The organism is Nocardia brasiliensis (genome assembly GCF_011801125.1).
Lineage (GTDB): Bacteria > Actinomycetota > Actinomycetes > Mycobacteriales > Mycobacteriaceae > Nocardia > Nocardia brasiliensis_C.
In genome coordinates this window covers 3,356,769-3,372,307 of record NZ_CP046171.1, presented here as the reverse complement: position 1 = coordinate 3,372,307, position 15,539 = coordinate 3,356,769, and the positions used below count along the sequence as shown (strand labels likewise).

The 15,539-nt window shown below is 71.1% G+C and carries 14 protein-coding genes and 1 pseudogene; 7 read left to right on the top strand and 8 right to left on the bottom strand.

Annotated features, from left to right (window positions below):
- Window positions 1-44 precede the first annotated feature (44 nt).
- The 3 genes from F5X71_RS15365 to F5X71_RS15350 all read left to right on the top strand — a co-directional run bounded on the left by F5X71_RS15365 (window position 45) and on the right by F5X71_RS15350 (window position 3,252).
- The gene (locus F5X71_RS15365) at window positions 45-608 is read left to right on the top strand and encodes a type 1 glutamine amidotransferase domain-containing protein (RefSeq protein WP_167462575.1); all 564 of its coding nucleotides are present in this window, start codon (window positions 45-47) and stop codon (window positions 606-608) included.
- 96 nt (window positions 609-704) lie between these two features.
- Window positions 705-1,883, top strand: coding sequence for a hydroxylase (locus F5X71_RS15360; RefSeq protein ID WP_167462574.1), 1,179 nt, complete (start codon window positions 705-707; stop codon window positions 1,881-1,883).
- A 577-nt stretch (window positions 1,884-2,460) separates the two neighbouring features.
- Window positions 2,461-3,252, top strand: coding sequence for an adenylate/guanylate cyclase domain-containing protein (locus F5X71_RS15350; protein WP_167462573.1), 792 nt, complete (start codon window positions 2,461-2,463; stop codon window positions 3,250-3,252).
- A gap of 110 nt (window positions 3,253-3,362) precedes the next feature.
- On the opposite strand, the gene F5X71_RS15345 is transcribed toward F5X71_RS15350, so the two are convergent.
- Window positions 3,363-3,680 carry a hypothetical protein gene (locus F5X71_RS15345; RefSeq protein ID WP_167462572.1) on the bottom strand — a complete coding sequence of 106 codons (318 nt, stop codon included), beginning with the start codon at window positions 3,678-3,680 and terminating at the stop codon, window positions 3,363-3,365.
- 42 nt (window positions 3,681-3,722) lie between these two features.
- Window positions 3,723-4,208, bottom strand: coding sequence for a gluconokinase (locus tag F5X71_RS15340; RefSeq protein WP_167466488.1), 486 nt, complete (start codon window positions 4,206-4,208; stop codon window positions 3,723-3,725).
- A gap of 181 nt (window positions 4,209-4,389) precedes the next feature.
- Here F5X71_RS15340 and F5X71_RS15335 point away from each other — a divergent pair, with 181 nt between their 5' ends.
- The 3 genes and pseudogenes from F5X71_RS15335 to F5X71_RS36940 all read left to right on the top strand — a co-directional run.
- Window positions 4,390-4,722 carry a hypothetical protein gene (locus F5X71_RS15335; RefSeq protein ID WP_167462571.1) on the top strand — a complete coding sequence of 111 codons (333 nt, stop codon included), beginning with the start codon at window positions 4,390-4,392 and terminating at the stop codon, window positions 4,720-4,722.
- Window positions 4,723-4,926: 204 nt separating this feature from the next.
- Window positions 4,927-5,847, top strand: a complete 921-nt coding sequence (locus F5X71_RS15330; protein ID WP_167462570.1) for an LLM class F420-dependent oxidoreductase — start codon at window positions 4,927-4,929, stop codon at window positions 5,845-5,847.
- 175 nt (window positions 5,848-6,022) lie between these two features.
- Window positions 6,023-6,124: pseudogene (locus tag F5X71_RS36940) on the top strand (dienelactone hydrolase family protein); the annotation flags it as partial.
- 39 nt (window positions 6,125-6,163) lie between these two features.
- Here the strand turns inward: F5X71_RS36940 and F5X71_RS15320 are convergent.
- Window positions 6,164-7,099, bottom strand: coding sequence for a LysR family transcriptional regulator (locus F5X71_RS15320; protein ID WP_167462568.1), 936 nt, complete (start codon window positions 7,097-7,099; stop codon window positions 6,164-6,166).
- Window positions 7,100-7,219: 120 nt separating this feature from the next.
- On the opposite strand from F5X71_RS15320, the gene F5X71_RS15315 reads away from it, so the two are divergent.
- Window positions 7,220-8,395 carry a PQQ-dependent sugar dehydrogenase gene (locus tag F5X71_RS15315; RefSeq protein ID WP_238815907.1) on the top strand — a complete coding sequence of 392 codons (1,176 nt, stop codon included), beginning with the start codon at window positions 7,220-7,222 and terminating at the stop codon, window positions 8,393-8,395.
- Between the two features lie 11 nt (window positions 8,396-8,406).
- Here F5X71_RS15315 and hutI read toward each other — a convergent pair whose 3' ends face one another.
- From hutI to hutH, 5 genes are all read right to left on the bottom strand, one after another.
- The gene (hutI, locus tag F5X71_RS15310; protein ID WP_167462567.1) at window positions 8,407-9,564 is read right to left on the bottom strand and encodes an imidazolonepropionase; all 1,158 of its coding nucleotides are present in this window, start codon (window positions 9,562-9,564) and stop codon (window positions 8,407-8,409) included.
- Window positions 9,552-10,856 carry a formimidoylglutamate deiminase gene (locus F5X71_RS15305; RefSeq protein WP_167462566.1) on the bottom strand — a complete coding sequence of 435 codons (1,305 nt, stop codon included), beginning with the start codon at window positions 10,854-10,856 and terminating at the stop codon, window positions 9,552-9,554. The genes hutI and F5X71_RS15305 overlap by 13 nt, the downstream gene beginning before the upstream one ends.
- Before the next feature lie 52 nt (window positions 10,857-10,908).
- Complete coding sequence (locus F5X71_RS15300) at window positions 10,909-12,108, bottom strand: allantoate amidohydrolase (RefSeq protein WP_167462565.1); 1,200 nt, start codon at window positions 12,106-12,108, stop codon at window positions 10,909-10,911.
- 37 nt (window positions 12,109-12,145) lie between these two features.
- Window positions 12,146-13,798 (bottom strand): urocanate hydratase, encoded by a 1,653-nt coding sequence (gene hutU, locus F5X71_RS15295; RefSeq protein WP_167462564.1) that lies wholly within the window; start codon window positions 13,796-13,798, stop codon window positions 12,146-12,148.
- Between the two features lie 116 nt (window positions 13,799-13,914).
- Window positions 13,915-15,462, bottom strand: coding sequence for a histidine ammonia-lyase (hutH, locus tag F5X71_RS15290; protein WP_167462563.1), 1,548 nt, complete (start codon window positions 15,460-15,462; stop codon window positions 13,915-13,917).
- Between the last annotated feature and the right edge of the window lie 77 nt (window positions 15,463-15,539).

Below are 15,539 nucleotides of genomic sequence, written 5' to 3'. Positions count from 1 at the left end.
TCGCGGCACGCCTATACGGGGGCCGATGACGGAAGGAGTGCCGGATGCCGGACAACCTGAAGGGGACGCGCGTACTGGTCATCACGTCGAATACGGGCGTGGAGCGCGACGAGCTGCTGGTGCCGTTGGCGCGGCTGCGGGACAGCGGCGCGACGGTGGTGCACGCGGCGCCGAAGTCCGCCGACGTGCAGACCTTCGAGCACGACACCGAGAAGGACCAGACCGTGGCGCCGGACGCCACGCTGGCGGAGGTCTCGGCCGAGGACTTCGACGTGCTGGTCGTGCCGGGCGGCACGGTCAACGCGGACAAGCTGCGGGCCGAGGCCCGCGCGGTCGAACTGGTCAAGGAGTTCGCCGCGGCGGGCAAGCCGATCGCCGCGATCTGCCACGGACCGTGGCTGCTCGTCGAGGCCGCGCTCACCCAGGACAAGACGCTGACCTCGTATTCGTCCTTGCGCACCGACGTGACCAACGCGGGCGGGCGCTGGGTCGACGAGCCGGTGGTGCGGTCGCCGGAGCACGGCTGGCTGCTGATCACCTCGCGAAATCCGGGTGACCTCGACGAGTTCTGCCGAGCCATCGCCGAGGAACTCGTCGCGGTGCCGTAGTACCGCGCCCGGCCCATCCCGTTCCGCGCCGCCGAACTGAAACATGTTCTATTTTGATGAGCGAGATCGGTTTCATCGGAAGGGACGGGGAACGTCGTGGGCCAGGTTCTGGAGCGCATCGAGCGGTACGCGGACGAGATCAGGGCGGCGGGCGCCGACGGCGACAAGCTGATGCGCTTGACCGATGTGTCGGCCAAGCGGCTGCGCGATGCCGGAGCGATCCGCATGCTGCAACCGAAACAGTACGGCGGGCTCGAGGTGCATCCGCGAGAGTTCGCCGAGACCACCATGGCGATCGGCGCGATGGACGGTGCGACCGGCTGGGTCACCGGCATCGTCGGCGTGCATCCGTGGGAGCTGGCGTTCTTCGACCCGAAGGCGCAGGACGAGGTGTGGGCGAAGGATCCCGACACCTGGATGGCCTCACCGTACGCGCCGATGGGCGTGGCGACGCCGACCGACGGCGGCTATCTGCTCAGCGGGCGCTGGTCGTTCTCCTCCGGCACCGACCACTGCCAATGGGTGATGATCGGCGCCGCGCTCGGCGATCGAGACGGCAAGCGGCTCATGCCGCCTCAGGTGCTGCACGTGCTGGTGCCGCGCGCTGACTACGAGATCGACCAGGACAGCTGGGATGTCGTCGGACTGCGCGGCACCGGCAGCAAGGACCTGATCATCGACGACGCGTTCGTCCCTGCCCATCGCGCCATCGACGCGACAAAGGTCTTCGACGGCACCGCACCGAAGGAGGCGGGGCGCGGCGAAACGCTCTACAACTTCCCGTTCTCGTGCATCTTCCCGCTGGGCATCACCGCCTCGCTCATCGGCATCGCCGAGGGCGCGCTGGCTTGTCACATCGCCGCGCAGAAGTCCCGGGTGGCGGTGACCGGCATCCCGGTCAAGGAGGACCCGTACGTCCTGTACGCGATCGGCGACGCCGCCGCCGAGATCGCGGCCTCGCGGGCCGCGCTCCTCGAAACCGTGGACCGGTTCTGGGATCTGGTCGAACGCGGGCAGGAGGTGAGCTTCGAGCAGCGGAGCATCGGCCGGCGCACCCAGACGGCCGCGGCCTGGCGCGTGGTGCGGGCCGTCGACGAGATCTTCGCCCGCTTCGGCGGCGGCGCGCTACAGCTGAAGACACCGCTGCAACGCTTTTGGCGCGACGCGCACGCGGGCCTCACCCACGCCATCCACGTCCCCGGCTCGATCTTCCACGCATCGGCACTCACCCAACTCGGCGGCGAACCCCAGGGCATCCATCGCGCGATGATCTGAGCGCGCTGCTCCGCCGAGACGGTTGGGTTCACCGGTCCGCGTGCGCGGCAAGCAGTTCGGTGAATTCCTCGGCGTAGGCGAGTTGGCGGGTCAGGCTCGCGCATCGGTCGCGGGCCCTGGCATGCATGTCGCGCACTACGCCGCGGGCGCTGTCGGCGGCGGTGCCGGGAGCATCGAGGGTAGCGAGGGCGTACTGCGCAACGCGGCGAGCACCGACCCGCCGTCATGGTCGGCACGAGTCGGCGACACCATCGGTACTCCAATTCATCGGCCGCCACCGCGCACCGGGCAGCACTCGGCCACACCGGCGAAACGGTCACGGGGACAGGGGAAACCACGACTCGACACAAGCAGTGGGGGGTCCGGCCACATTGCCGACCACAGCGGCGAGAGCTATCACTCAGCAACGGAAACACTACTCTCCCGTCGAGGGAGGGTTGCAAGCCGAAGACCGCCCGGGGTGGTGCAGATCTCACGCGAGATCCGGGGGCGGCGCGACCGATCGGCGCGGCCACCCGCACCGCGGTCGGCTATGGTCGGACTCGATCTTGCCGACCACTCCCCTGCGACGGATCCCATGACTATCGAGCTCGTCCTCGCGGTTGTCGCCGCGCTCGAAGCCGTCGGGCTGGTCGTGCTGGTCGTCGCGCTGCGGCGCAGCAGGCGCGAACTCGACGAGCTGCAACGCAGATTCGATGCCGGGCAGCTGCTGAAGATCAGCGGTCGCGAGGCGGTCAAGACGGTATGGGATACCGCGAACCTGTTGCGCAAGAAAGGGTTCCGCGGTGCGGTGCTGACCTCGATCGAGGACCTCGCAGGCTGGGCACAGGTCGAGCGCCCGGATCTGGCGCGGCTCACGCCCGACGGTCACGTCGTCATCACGTTCTCCGATATCGAAGGATCGACCGCGCTCAACGAGCGGCTCGGCGATCAGGCCTGGGTGAAGCTGCTCGACCGGCACGACCGGCTGATCCGAAAGTGCGTGAGCAAACACGACGGCCACATCGTCAAGAGCCAGGGCGACGGGTTCATGATCGCGTTCGCCGAACCGGAACAGGCGGTGCGCTGCGGCCTGGACGTCCAGCACGCCCTCGGCAACGGCGGCAAACTCACCGGGCGCGAACGCGTTCGGGTGCGGATCGGCATCCACATGGGCACCTCGGTCCGCCGCGGCGACGACCTGTTCGGCCGCAACGTGGCCATGGCCGCCCGGGTCGCCGGACAGGCCAACGGCGGCGAGATCCTCATCAGCGAGGCGGTCCGGGATTCGATCACCGCACAACCCGACATCTCCGTCGTCGCCCAACGCGAGGTCGAACTGAAAGGCTTGCACGGCAAGCACACTCTCTACGCGGTCGAGCGCGCCTAGGAGCCGCTACCCACCGTAGGCGCGAAGCGACGCTCCCAGAGTTCGGGAATCGTCACCGTGGCAGTGCCTTTCGTGGCTGCGGCGCTGTTGTGGTTCGCCCTGCCGCGCGGTCACGCGGATTTCCTGCTGACGCCCATCCCCGCAGCCATCCGCCGCGCCGCGACCGCCTCCACCACCGCGGCCAGGACCAGAAGGCCGAACGCCGCCACCGCGACGACGTCGGTCGACTGGAACCCGTCGGCGGGCACGTAGTCCGCGTACCGTCGCGGCATACCGTTCATCGGCACGAAGGACGTCCAGCCGAACTCGTATGTGTCGTCCGCACCGAACCAGTCGAGGCCGCCCGCCAGCATGGCGGCCACCACGAAGACCCACCAGAGCGCGTGGCCAGCCAGGTGCGCGTAGCGAAAGAGCCGAGTGCGGTTCATGCCAGCAAACTAGAACACGCTGCACCAGGACCGGCGCAATCGTCACCGAGCCGTGTCGCCCGCCAAGACCGCCGCTCCCGCCCGCGCCAGCTCCGCGGCGGGCTGGGTCGCGTCGACCACCGTGCCGTGCTCGTCCGGACCCAGCGGTTCCAGGGCGGCCAGTTGGGAATCCAGGAGGCTCGCGGGCATGAAATGGCCGCTGCGCTCGGTCATTCGGTGCGCGAGTTCGTCGCGCGGGGCGGCCAGGTGCAGGAAGAACGCCGCGGGCGCCGCGGCGCGGAGTCGGTCGCGGTAGGCGCGCTTCAGCGCGGAGCAGGTGATGACGCCGCCGCCCGCCGTGTGCTCGGCCATCCAGCCCGCGACGGCGTCCAGCCAGGGCGCCCGGTCCGCGTCGTCCAGCGGGATACCGGCGGCCATCTTGGCGACGTTCGCCGCGGGGTGGAACTCGTCGCCTTCGGCGTACGGCACGTCCAGGACGGCGGCGAGTTCCCGGCCGACCGTCGACTTGCCGGAGCCCGACACCCCCATCACCACCACGATCGGCACTTCGGGTCGGTGCGCCACCTCGGCTCCTCAACATCGAGTCCGCCGCCGTCGGCGCCGGAAATCCAGGCTCCGAGCCTACCGCGACCGCGGCGGGCAGCACGCTGTAGCTGTCGGCGGTGCGCAGGTCGTTGAGCACGGCCCGCTCGCCTGCCTCGGATCGCCGGTGCGCAGCGCGTGCGCGGCGCCGAGGCCGAGAACCGAGGCCGAACAGCGCCGCGACCCACATGGCCAGCCCGGCCCGCTGGGCCCGTACGACCATGCCGAACACGGTGCGGGTGAACGGGCCCGCCCCGGGCGCACCGGGCGGCGCGCGGAACAGTCCGGCGTCGTAGTCGCGGATCTGTTCGATCCGCAGCGCCAGCAGGAAGAGCGCACCGGCGAGCAACGCGCACAACAGGATCGACCGAACGGATGGATGAACTGGGCGATGCCGAGCGGCGACAGCAGCCGCAGCACATCGGAGTCGACGGTGTCGCCGAGGGCGCGCAGCACGTAGGCGAGTCCCAGTGCGCCGCAGGCGATTCCGTAGGCGCCATCCGGTCCCGGCGCGGCAAGCCATGCCGCCGCCACCGCGTCGCGGTGTGACAGGAACTTGCCATTGCCGCCTCCGGCGCCCGGCCGCGAGATGCGCGGAGACGAGGGTCACCGCGGCGCACCCCGGCCGGGGCCGGAGCCGCCGAGTTCGGGCACGATGGTGATCATGGAATTGCGCATCTTCACCGAACCACAGCAGGGCGCGAACTACGACACCTTGCTCACCGTTGCCAAGGCCACCGAGGATCTGGGATTCGACGCGTTCTTCCGATCCGACCACTACCTGCACATGGGCGACGCCGACGGGCTGCCCGGCCCCACCGACGCGTGGCTCACCCTCGCCGGACTGGCCAGGGAGACCAAGCGGATCCGGCTCGGCACCCTGGTCACCGCCGCCACCTTCCGACTACCCGGCCCGCTGGCCATTCAGGTGGCACAGGTGGACCAGATGTCCGGCGGACGGGTGGAACTCGGACTCGGCAGCGGCTGGTTCGCCGAAGAGCACGCCGCCTACGGCATCCCCTTCCCCGCGGACAAGTTCGCCCGGCTGGAGGAACAGCTCGCCATCATCACCGGCCTGTGGTCGACCAAGCTCGGTGACACCTTCTCCTTCGACGGCGAGCACTACCAGCTCACCGACTCCCCCGCCCTGCCCAAACCGGTACAGAACCCGGTGCCGGTGCTGATCGGCGGCCATGGCGCCAGCCGCACGCCGCGTCTGGCGGCCGAATACGCCACCGAGTTCAACATGCCGTTCTCCTCGATCGAGGACAGCGCGGCCCAATTCGGCCGGGTACGCGCCGCCGCCGAGGCACGCGGACGCCGGGCCGACGACCTCGTCTACTCCAATGCCCTGGTCGCCTGCGTCGGCGCGAACGACGCCGAGGTGGCCAGGCGCGCCGCCGCGATCGGCCGCGAGGTGGACGAGCTGAAGACCAACGGCCTCGCCGGGTCGCCTGCCGAGGTGGTCGACAAGATCGGCCGCTACGCCGAGATCGGCGCGCAGCGAATCTACCTGCAGATCCTGGACCTGTCCGACCTCGACCACCTCGAACTGATCGCGGCCCAGGTGCAAGCGCAGCTCTGATCGGACACCGGCCGGGCCGCTGCCGCGCGCGGTCGGCAGGTCGCCGATGCTCGGCTCGGCCGGTTCGTCCGCGCGCCCACCCCTACCGAGACCGAAACCGGCGCGGCGGACCGCGCGGCGGCCTACTTTGGTGGGCATGACGCCGCTGCAACGCTACATAGCGGAGGAGATCGCGGCCGATCACGCGTTCTTCAACGACACCGGGCCGCGGTACGCACCCGACGCGGCGGCGCAGGCCTGGCGACGTGTATTGGATTGGTACGGCACATATCTCGGTTGGCGCGCCCGGCGGCCGGGTCCGCGCCCCGCCGCTCGATCAGGACGCCCGGTCTTGGTCGCCCAGATCGTCCTCCCCCAGCGTGGCATCGCCCAGCGCGACGTCCTCGCACGCCTGTAGTAACGGCCGCAATCGGTCCATCGCGCTGCTGCGGACCGCGAGCACCGTGGGTAACGCGAGCACCCCCGGCGTGCACAGCGGCAGGAACGCCACTCTGCTGCTGCGGAGCAGCCTGGCGTGCGGCGCGTAGAGCACCGTCCACCCTGGTTCGCCCGCACCGAGCACGGCCAGGGTGTCCTGGATGGAGACCTGCTCCGGGCCGAGCACCGGCTCGAAACCCGCGTTGTGGCAAGCGGTGAGCACCAGATCGTCGAGTAAAGCGTTGTTGAGCCGATTGGTCAGATACAGCGGCAGCTCGGCCAGTTCGGCCAGATCGACGCAGCGGTCGATGGCCGATGGATGGTCGGCGGGCAGCGCGACCACCAGTTCGTCGTGCCAGACCGGGATCTGGCGCACGCCCTCCGGCGCGGCCACCTCACCGCGGAGAAACGCCGCGTCCCACTCGTATTCGGAGACCTTGCGCAACCGCTGTCCCAGGGCGGCCGAGGTCAGTTCCACCTTCACGCCCGGGGCTCGCTGCTTGAGCGCGACGAGCAATCGCTCCAGTCGCTCACCCATGCCGCGACTGGTCCCGATCCGCAATACCGAAGGCGGGGTGAGGAAATCGGCGACGCTGGAGCGCGCGCGCCGCTCCGCCGCGAGCACCCGCCGGGCGGCAGGCAGGAACGCCGTCCCTGCCTCGGTGAGCTGGACGCTGCGGGGTGAACGTTCGAGCAGGACCACGCCGAGCTCGCGCTCGAGTCTGCTCAGCTGCTGACTGACCGACGACTGCACGATCATCAGTCGCTCGGCCGCTCTGCCGAAATGTAGTTCTTCGGCCACCGCGACGAAGTATCTCAGTTGACGAAGTTCCACATGACCTCTGCGGGGTTCGGGGACAAGACTTGGGTCAGGCTACCGCCCGCGCCGCGCGGGTCACCGATGCGCCTTGTTCCAGCGCGCCGTGCGCCGCGCTGGACGACAATGGATGGCTCGATGTCCAGACGCGAAGACGGCGGAGGTGCACTCTTGCGCGAGACGGCGATCCGGTCGACAACCGCTGCGCGGTGGCGCGCCGCGGCGGCGGTGACGCTGCTCGTCGGCGCGCTGTCGGCCTGCGGAAACTCCGGCGAACCTGGTCGCCCCGGCACGGCGAGCAGCGCGCCGGTCACCACGGCCCCGCTCACCGCGGCGAGCAATCCGGCGGGCACGCCCGACCTCGACGCGGCCGAGGAGATCGCCCAGGGGATCGCTGTGCCTTGGGGGCTGGCGCTCATTCCGGGCGGCGGCGCACTGGTCGCCGAACGCGACAGCGGCCGGATTCTGCGAATCATGCCCGAACACGAGCCCGAACAGATCCATCAGGTGCCCGGCGTCGTCGCCGGCGGCGAGGGTGGCCTGCTCGGCCTGGCACTCTCGCCGCAGTACCTCGAAAACCGTTACGTGTACGCCTATTTCACCGCCGAGCACGACAATCGCATCGTGCGGCTCCGCCCGGACGGGCCGCCGGAGCCGATCTTCACCGGAATCGCCAAGGCGGGCAACCACAATGGCGGTCGGATCGCCTTCGGGCCGGACGGCATGCTGTACGTGGGCACCGGCGACGCCGGGCAGCGCACCCTGGCCCAGGACCCGGCTAGTCCGAACGGCAAGATCCTCCGGCTGACCCCGGAAGGCCAACCCGCGCAGGGCAATCCGATTCCGGGATCGCCGGTGTACAGCCTGGGCCATCGCAACGTGCAAGGGCTGGCCTGGGATGGTTCCGGGCGCTTGTTCGCGGCGGAGTTCGGGCAGAACAGGTTCGACGAGGTCAACCTGATCGAACCGGGGCACAACTACGGCTGGCCCACCGTCGAAGGCAAGGGCGGGACCGATCGCGGGTTCACCGATCCGCTGCTCACCTGGCCGACCGCCGAGGCGTCGCCGTCGGGGATCGCGATCGGCGGCGACACCCTCTATGTCGCCGCGCTGCGCGGCGCGCGACTGTGGGCGGTGCCGTTGCGCGACGGGGTGCCCGGCGAGCCGCGCGCGCTACTGCGCGACGCATACGGGCGGCTGCGCACCGTCGTGGCGGCACTGGACGGCGCGCTGTGGATCACCACCTCGAACACCGATGGGCGCGGTGACCCGCGGCCGAATGATGATCGCGTGGTGCGGTTCCCGGCGCGCTGAGCCTGCTCGCCTCAGTCGCGCGCAGGCGCCACGACGGCCCTGCCGAGCCGCCACACCGCGTAGGTCAGCGGGACGCCGGGGCGATAGGCCAGGTGGGTCATCGACGGCGCGTCGAGCACCTGCAGATCCGCGCGCGCACCGACGCGCACCACGCCGACGTCGTCGCGGCGCAGCGCACGCGCGCCGCCCGCGGTCGCGGCGTACACCGCTTCGGCCACCGACAGTCCCATCTGGAGCACCGCGGTCGCCACGCAGAACGCCATCGAGGTGGTGTACGAGCTGCCGGGGTTGGCGTTGGTGGCCAGTGCGACGGTCGCGCCCGCGTCCAGCAGGGCGCGCGCGGGCGCGAGCCGCTGTCTCGTGGACAGATCACAGGCGGGTAGCACGGTGGCGACGGTGTCGGACGCGGCGAGCGCCTCGATGTCCGCGTCGGTCAGGTAGGTGCAGTGATCCACGCTCGCCGCACCGTGTTTCACCGCCAGCCGCACGCCGGGACCGGGGCCGAGTTGGTTGCCGTGCACGCGCAACCCGAGCCCCCGCGCACCGGCGGCCTCGAGCACCCGGCTGGTCTGCGCCTCGTCGAACGCTCCGGTCTCGCAGAACACGTCAGCCCACCGGACGTAGGGTGCGACCGCGTCGAGCATCGGACCGCACACCAGATCCAGGTAGTGGTCGGGGGTCATTCCCGAGGGCACCAGGTGCGCGCCGAGGAAGGTCACCTCGTCGGCGGCCGCGGCGGCGAGCCGGGCAGAGCGCAGTTCGTCCGCGACGCTGAGCCCGTAGCCCGTCTTGGTCTCGAGGCAGGTGGTGCCCTGGCGCCGGGCCTCGGCGAGATGGCGGGCCAGATTGGCCGAGAGTTGTTCGTCCGACGCGGCTCTCGTGGCGGCGACGGTGGTCGCGATGCCGCCCGCGCGATAGGGCCTGCCCGCCATCCTGGCCTCGAACTCGGCGGTGCGATCACCGGCGAAGACGAGATGGGTGTGGCTGTCGACCCAGCCGGGCAGCGCGGCCCGCCCGCCCACGTCGACCCGGTCGTCGGCCGCGGGCGCCGCGGCGGCCTGGCCGACCCAGGCGATGCGCTGGCCGTCGAACAGCACGGCGGCGTCGCGCAGCGGGCCTTCCTCGGTATTGGTGGTGAGTTCACCGATACCGGTGATCAGGGTCGACACAGTGCCTCGATCTCCTCTCGCAACACGGTTGCTGGTTGGTCCACGTGCAGGTGACGGTGCTCGGACACGACCGGACGGCCCGCGATCAGCACCGAGTGGACGTCGCTCGCGGCGGCGGCGAACAGCGCGGCGGCGGGCGCGGTCCCCGCGGTCCGGATCGACGACAGGTCGACGGTGACCAGATCGGCGGCCGCGCCGGGGGCGATCCGGCCGGCTTCCGGCCAGCCGATCGACGCGTGATCGGTAGCGGCACGGTACAACTCGGCCGGGGTGAACCGGCCGCGGGCGCGACTGGCCAGCCGCTCGTCGAGCTCGAGCGCGCGCCACTCTTCGAACGCGTCGATGACGGCGTGGCTGTCGGTGCCGAGGCAGAGCCCGACACCGGCGTCGGCGAGCGCGCGGGCCGGGCCGATGCCGTCACCGAGGTCGCGTTCGGTGGTGGGGCAGAAACACGCCCTGGTGCCCGAGTCGGCGAGCTGACCGATGTCGACGCCGGTGAGGTGGGTGGCGTGCACCGCGACCGTCCGCGGGCCGAGCACACCGGTCTTCGCCAGCAGCGCGGTCGGGGTGAGGCCGTGTGCGGCAAGGCAATCGCTGTTCTCGGCGGGCTGCTCGGACAGGTGCACGTGCAGCGGCCGTCCAGCGGCCGCCGCCGCGACGACCGACAGCGCGTCCGCGGGCACGGCACGCACCGAATGCGCGGCGACACCGGTGCGCACCAGCTCCGGTTCCGGGGTGAACGCCGCGGCGCGAGTCGCCCACGCGTCCACCGTGCCGTCGCTGAAGCGCAGCTGATGCGCACCCAGGTCGACACCGAAACCGCCTGCGAGATAACAGGTGTCGAGCAGAGTCAACCGGATGCCGGCATCGGCCGCCGCGGCCGCGAGCGCCCCGCTCATGGCCGTGGGATCGGCGTAGGGCACCCCGCCCGGCCCGTGGTGCAGGTAGTGGAACTCGCCGACGCTGGTGTAACCGGCCAGCACCATCTCGGCGTAGACGGCGCGCGCCAACCGGTAGTACGAGTCCGGATCCAGCCGCGCGGCAACGGCATACATGCGTTCCCGCCAGGTCCAGAAGGTGCCCTGATCATGCTGGGTGCGCCCGCGCAGCGCGCGATGGAAGGCGTGGGAGTGCGCATTGGCGAAACCGGGCACGGTCAACCCGCGCAGCCGCGTACCGGTGGGCGCCGTGTCGGCCGCCACCGCATGGATCGCCGTGCCGCGTACATCGATGCGCACCCCGGCCGCCAAACCGTCGGGCAGCCAGGCATATTCGGCCCAGTACACGGTCACGGCAGGCTCCCTGGCGCGGTGGCGGCGGGTGTGCCGCCGGTGCGGTCGCGGTTCATCCCGCGAGCTCCGCCAGTACGCGCGCCAGACCCGCCGCGCCACTGGCCACATCGGCCGCCTCGGCGTGCTCCTCCGGCGCGTGGCTGATGCCGGTGGGGTTGCGCACGTACAGCATGCCCGAGGGCACGTGGGCCGCCAGGATGCCCGCGTCGTGGCCCGCGCCGGTCGGCAGCGCGGGCACGCCGCCGAGCACCTCGTCCATCCGCTTGCGCAGGGTCTCGTCGAAAACCACGTCGTCCGAATAGGACTCCTGGGTGACGGTCAGCTCGCAACCCTCCGCCGCGGCGGCCGCGGCCGCCGCCTCGGTGATGTCCTCGACCAGCGCGGCGGTGCGGCCCTCGCCCGCCGCTCGCGCGTCCAGCCACAGGTCGACCGTGGACGCGATCACGTTGGTGCCACCCGGTGTCGGCACCAGCCTGCCCACCGTGGCGCGTGCGTCGGTCATCGCGGCGGCGGCCCGGCGGGCGGCCGCCACCACCGCGGCGGCGGGCAGCATCGGGTCGTGCCGGTCGGCGAGCCGGGTCGCGCCCGCGTGGTTTCCCTGGCCGGAGAAGGAGAACCGGTACCGGCCGTGCGCGATGATGCTGCTGCCGGTGGCGATCGGGCTGTCCAGCTCGATCAGGCCGCGACCCTGCTCGACGTGCAACTCCACGAAACAGCCGATCTTCGACAGCAATTCGGGGTCGGGGCCGAAGCGCTTCGGATCGTGGCCCGCCTTCATCGCCGCCTCGGCGAGGGTGATCCCGTCCGCGTCACGCAGATTGCGGGCCCGGTCGGGATCGAGGGCGCCGGTGAGCAGCCGGGAGCCGAGGCAGGGCACCCCGAAGCGGCCGCCCTCCTCCTCCGCGAAGACCAGCACCGCAAGCGGGCGGGCCGGCGCGAAGCCCTCGTCCTGCAGGATCTCCACGGCCGCAAGGGCACTGGCGACGCCGAGCGGCCCATCGAACGCGCCGCCGCCGGGCACCGAATCGAGGTGGCTGCCGGTGACCACCGCGCCCGGTTCCTGAGGTCCCCACCACGCCCAGACGTTCCCGTTGCGGTCGGTGTTCACGTCCAGCCCGAGGTGCAGCGCCTGGTCGATGTACCAGTCGCGCAACTCGAAATCGGCGTAGTCGTAGACGTGGCGCGAATAGCCGCCGCGGCGGGCATCCCTGCCCACCCCGGCGATCTCGGCCATCAACTCGTTCACGCCCACGGCGTCGCTCCTGTCGTGCTCGGTCCAGGCCGGTGGTTCACGGCGCCTCGTGCATGGGGATGCGAACGCCGCGCTCGGCGGCGATCTTGTTCGCCCGGTCGTAGCCCGCGTCCACGTGCCGGATCACGCCCATCCCGGGATCGTTGGTGAGCACGCGCTCGATCTTCTGCGCGGCCAGCGCGGTCCCGTCGGCGACGCACACCTGCCCGGCATGAATCGAGCGGCCGATGCCGACGCCGCCACCGTGATGGATCGACACCCAGGTCGCGCCGGACGCGGTGTTCAACATGGCGTTGAGCAGGGGCCAGTCCGCGATCGCGTCGGAGCCGTCGGCCATCGCCTCGGTCTCCCGGTACGGCGAGGCGACGCTGCCGGAATCGAGGTGATCGCGGCCGATCACCACCGGCGCCCGCAACTCACCGCTGGCCACCATCTCGTTGAAGCGTAGCCCGGCCAGATGTCGCTCGCCGTAGCCGAGCCAGCAGATGCGTGCCGGAAGTCCTTGGAAGGCAACGCGATCGCTCGCCAGGGTGATCCAGCGGCGCAGCGACTCGTTCGCCGGGAACAGCTCGAGCATGGCACGGTCGGTGGCCGCGATATCGGCCGGGTCGCCCGAGAGCGCGGCCCAGCGGAACGGGCCCTTGCCCTCGCAGAACAGCGGCCTGATGTAGGCGGGTACGAAGCCGGGGAAGTCGAAGGCACGGTCACAGCCGCCGAGCGCGGCCTCACCGCGCAGCGAGTTGCCGTAGTCGAACACCTCGGCGCCGCGGTCGAGGAAACCGAGCATCGCGCCCACATGCTCGGCCATCGATTCGCGGGCGCGCTCGGTGAACTCGTCCGGCTTCTTGGCCGCGTAGTCCGCCCAGTCCTCGACGGCGATGCCGCGCGGCAGGTAGGCCAGCGGGTCGTGCGCGGAGGTCTGGTCGGTGACGATCTCCGGGTCCAGACCCAGCTCCAGCAGGCGCGGCAGCACCTCGGCAGCGTTCCCGATCAGACCGACCGACAATGCCTTTCGCTGCTTGCGCGCGTCTTGCACGCGGGCCACCGCGTCGTCCAGGTCGGTGGCCACCTCGTCGAGGTAGCGCTCCTGCACGCGCCGGTGCGCGCGGGCCGGATCGCATTCGATCACCAGCGCGACGCCGCCGTTCATGGTGACCGCCAGCGGTTGCGCGCCCCCCATGCCGCCGAGACCCGCGGTCACCGTGAGCGTGCCGGCCAGGGTGCCGCCGAATCGCTTGTCCGCCACCGCGGCGAAGGTCTCGTAGGTGCCCTGCAGGATGCCCTGCGTGCCGATGTAGATCCACGAGCCCGCGGTCATCTGGCCGTACATGGTCAGACCGAGCGACTCCAGCCTGCGGAACTCGGGCCAATTCGCCCAGTCGCCGACCAGATTGGAGTTCGCGATCAGCACCCGCGGCGCCCACTCGTGGGTGCGGAACACCCCGACCGGCTTACCCGACTGCACCAGCAGCGTCTCGTCGGTCTCCAGGGTGGTCAGGCAGCGGGTGATGGCGTCGAAGCTGGCCCAGTCGCGCGCGGCCTTACCGGTGCCGCCGTACACGACCAGATCCTGCGGGCGCTCGGCCACCGCCGGATCGAGGTTGTTGTGCAGCATCCGCATAGCGGCCTCGGCCTGCCAGTTCTTGGCGGTGAGTTGCGTTCCGCGTGCGGCGGTGATTACCCGAGTCATGAATGCGGCCCCTGTCTGTGGCTATCGAGGGTGATCGAGAAGGAGGAGATCGGCTCTCGCGCAAGCGGTACCGACCAGCGAGACGACGGCGCCGACCGGTGCGGCCGTTTCGGCGCTCATGCGCCCAGGTGCGGCTCGACCGCGCGGGCCAGCGCGCCCGAGCGCACCAACCGCTCGGCGGCGGCGATCTCCGGGGCCAGGTGGCGATCCGGACCGGGACCGTCGACCTCGGCCCGCAGCAACGCCACCGCGGCGGCGGTCGCGGGGCCCGGCCGCAGCGGGGCACGGAGGTCGAGTGCCCGTGCGGCCGTGAGGTATTCGACCGCGAGCACGGTGGCAAGGCCGTCGACGGCGGTGCGCAGCTTACGGGCCGCCGACCAGCCCATGGAGACGTGATCCTCCTGCATCGCGCTGCTGGGGATCGAGTCCACCGAGGCGGGCACGGCCAGCCGCTTCAGCTCGCTGACCACCGCGGCCTGGGTGTACTGGGCGATCATATGGCCGGAGTCGACGCCGGGATCGGCGGCCAAGAACGCCGGAAGACCATGCGACCGAGCGACATCCAGCATGCGATCGGTGCGACGCTCGGCCATGCTCGCCACATCCGCCACCGGGATCGCCAGGAAGTCGAGCACGTAGGCGACCGGAGCGCCGTGGAAGTTGCCGTTCGACTCCAGCCGTCCGTCGGCCAGCACCACCGGATTGTCGACGGCGGCGGCCAGCTCCCGGCTCGCGACCAGCTCGGCGTGCGTCACGGTGTCGCGCGCCGCGCCGTGCACCTGCGGCGCGCAGCGCAGCGAGTAGGCGTCCTGCACCCGATTGCAGTCCGGCCCACGGTGACTGGCCACGATCTCCGAGCCGGCCAGCGCGGCGGCGATCCTGGCGGCCGCGCGGCCCTGGCCCGGATGCGGGCGCAATGCCTGCAGGTCGTCGGCGAAAACCCGATCGGTGCCGAGCAACGCCTCCACGCTCATCGCCGCGGTGATGTCGGCGACGTCGAGCAGCATGTTCAGGTCGGCGAGCGCGAGCATCAGCATGCCGAGCATACCGTCGGTGCCGTTGGTCAGCGCGAGGCCTTCCTTCTCGGCCAGCACCACGGGCTGTATGCCGTTGAGGCGCAGCGCTTTTCCGGCGTCCATCACGGTACCCGCGGCATCGGTGACCTCACCCTCGCCCATCAGCGCCAGCGCGACGGCGGCCAGCGGGGCGAGGTCGCCCGAGCAGCCGAGGGAGCCGTACTCGTGCACGACGGGGGTGATATCGGCGTTGATCAGCGCGGCCAGCGTCGCCGCCGTCTCGGGCCGGACGCCGGTATGGCCGGTGGCCAGGGTGCGCAGCCGCAGTACCATCAGCGCGCGGACCACCTCACGCTCCACCGGGCGCCCGGCGCCCGCGGCATGCGAGCGGATCAGCGAGCGCTGCAACGCGACCCGGCTCTCGGCCGGGATGTGGCGGGTCGCCAGCGCGCCGAACCCGGTGGAGACGCCGTAGGTCGGCACCGCGCCCGCGGCCAACGCGTCGACATGGGCCCGCGCCGCGGCCAGCCGCGCCTCGGTGGCCTGGCTCAGGTGGACCTTGGCACCGTGCCGGGCGACGGCGACGACCTGCTCCCCGGTGAGGGGCGCGTCGAGGGCGACGGTGGGTAGCTGTGCGGTGTCGGGCATGGCCCCTATTCCACCGCCACGACGGGCGGTGGAGAACGCGCGGCGGTGCGATAGTGTCTGATATCCAAGACACGCCG

Bases quoted from the DNA above. Each gene is read 5' to 3' on its own strand.
- F5X71_RS15365 (WP_167462575.1), top strand. From the start codon at position 45: ATGCCGGACAACCTGAAGGGGACGCGCGTACTGGTCATCACGTCGAAT.
- F5X71_RS15350 (WP_167462573.1), top strand. From the start codon at position 2,461: ATGACTATCGAGCTCGTCCTCGCGGTTGTCGCCGCGCTCGAAGCCGTC.
- F5X71_RS15345 (WP_167462572.1), bottom strand. From the start codon at position 3,680: ATGAACCGCACTCGGCTCTTTCGCTACGCGCACCTGGCTGGCCACGCG.
- F5X71_RS15340 (WP_167466488.1), bottom strand. From the start codon at position 4,208: ATGGGGGTGTCGGGCTCCGGCAAGTCGACGGTCGGCCGGGAACTCGCC.
- F5X71_RS15330 (WP_167462570.1), top strand. From the start codon at position 4,927: ATGGAATTGCGCATCTTCACCGAACCACAGCAGGGCGCGAACTACGAC.
- F5X71_RS15315 (WP_238815907.1), top strand. From the start codon at position 7,220: ATGTCCAGACGCGAAGACGGCGGAGGTGCACTCTTGCGCGAGACGGCG.
- hutU (WP_167462564.1), bottom strand. From the start codon at position 13,798: ATGACTCGGGTAATCACCGCCGCACGCGGAACGCAACTCACCGCCAAG.
- hutH (WP_167462563.1), bottom strand. From the start codon at position 15,462: ATGCCCGACACCGCACAGCTACCCACCGTCGCCCTCGACGCGCCCCTC.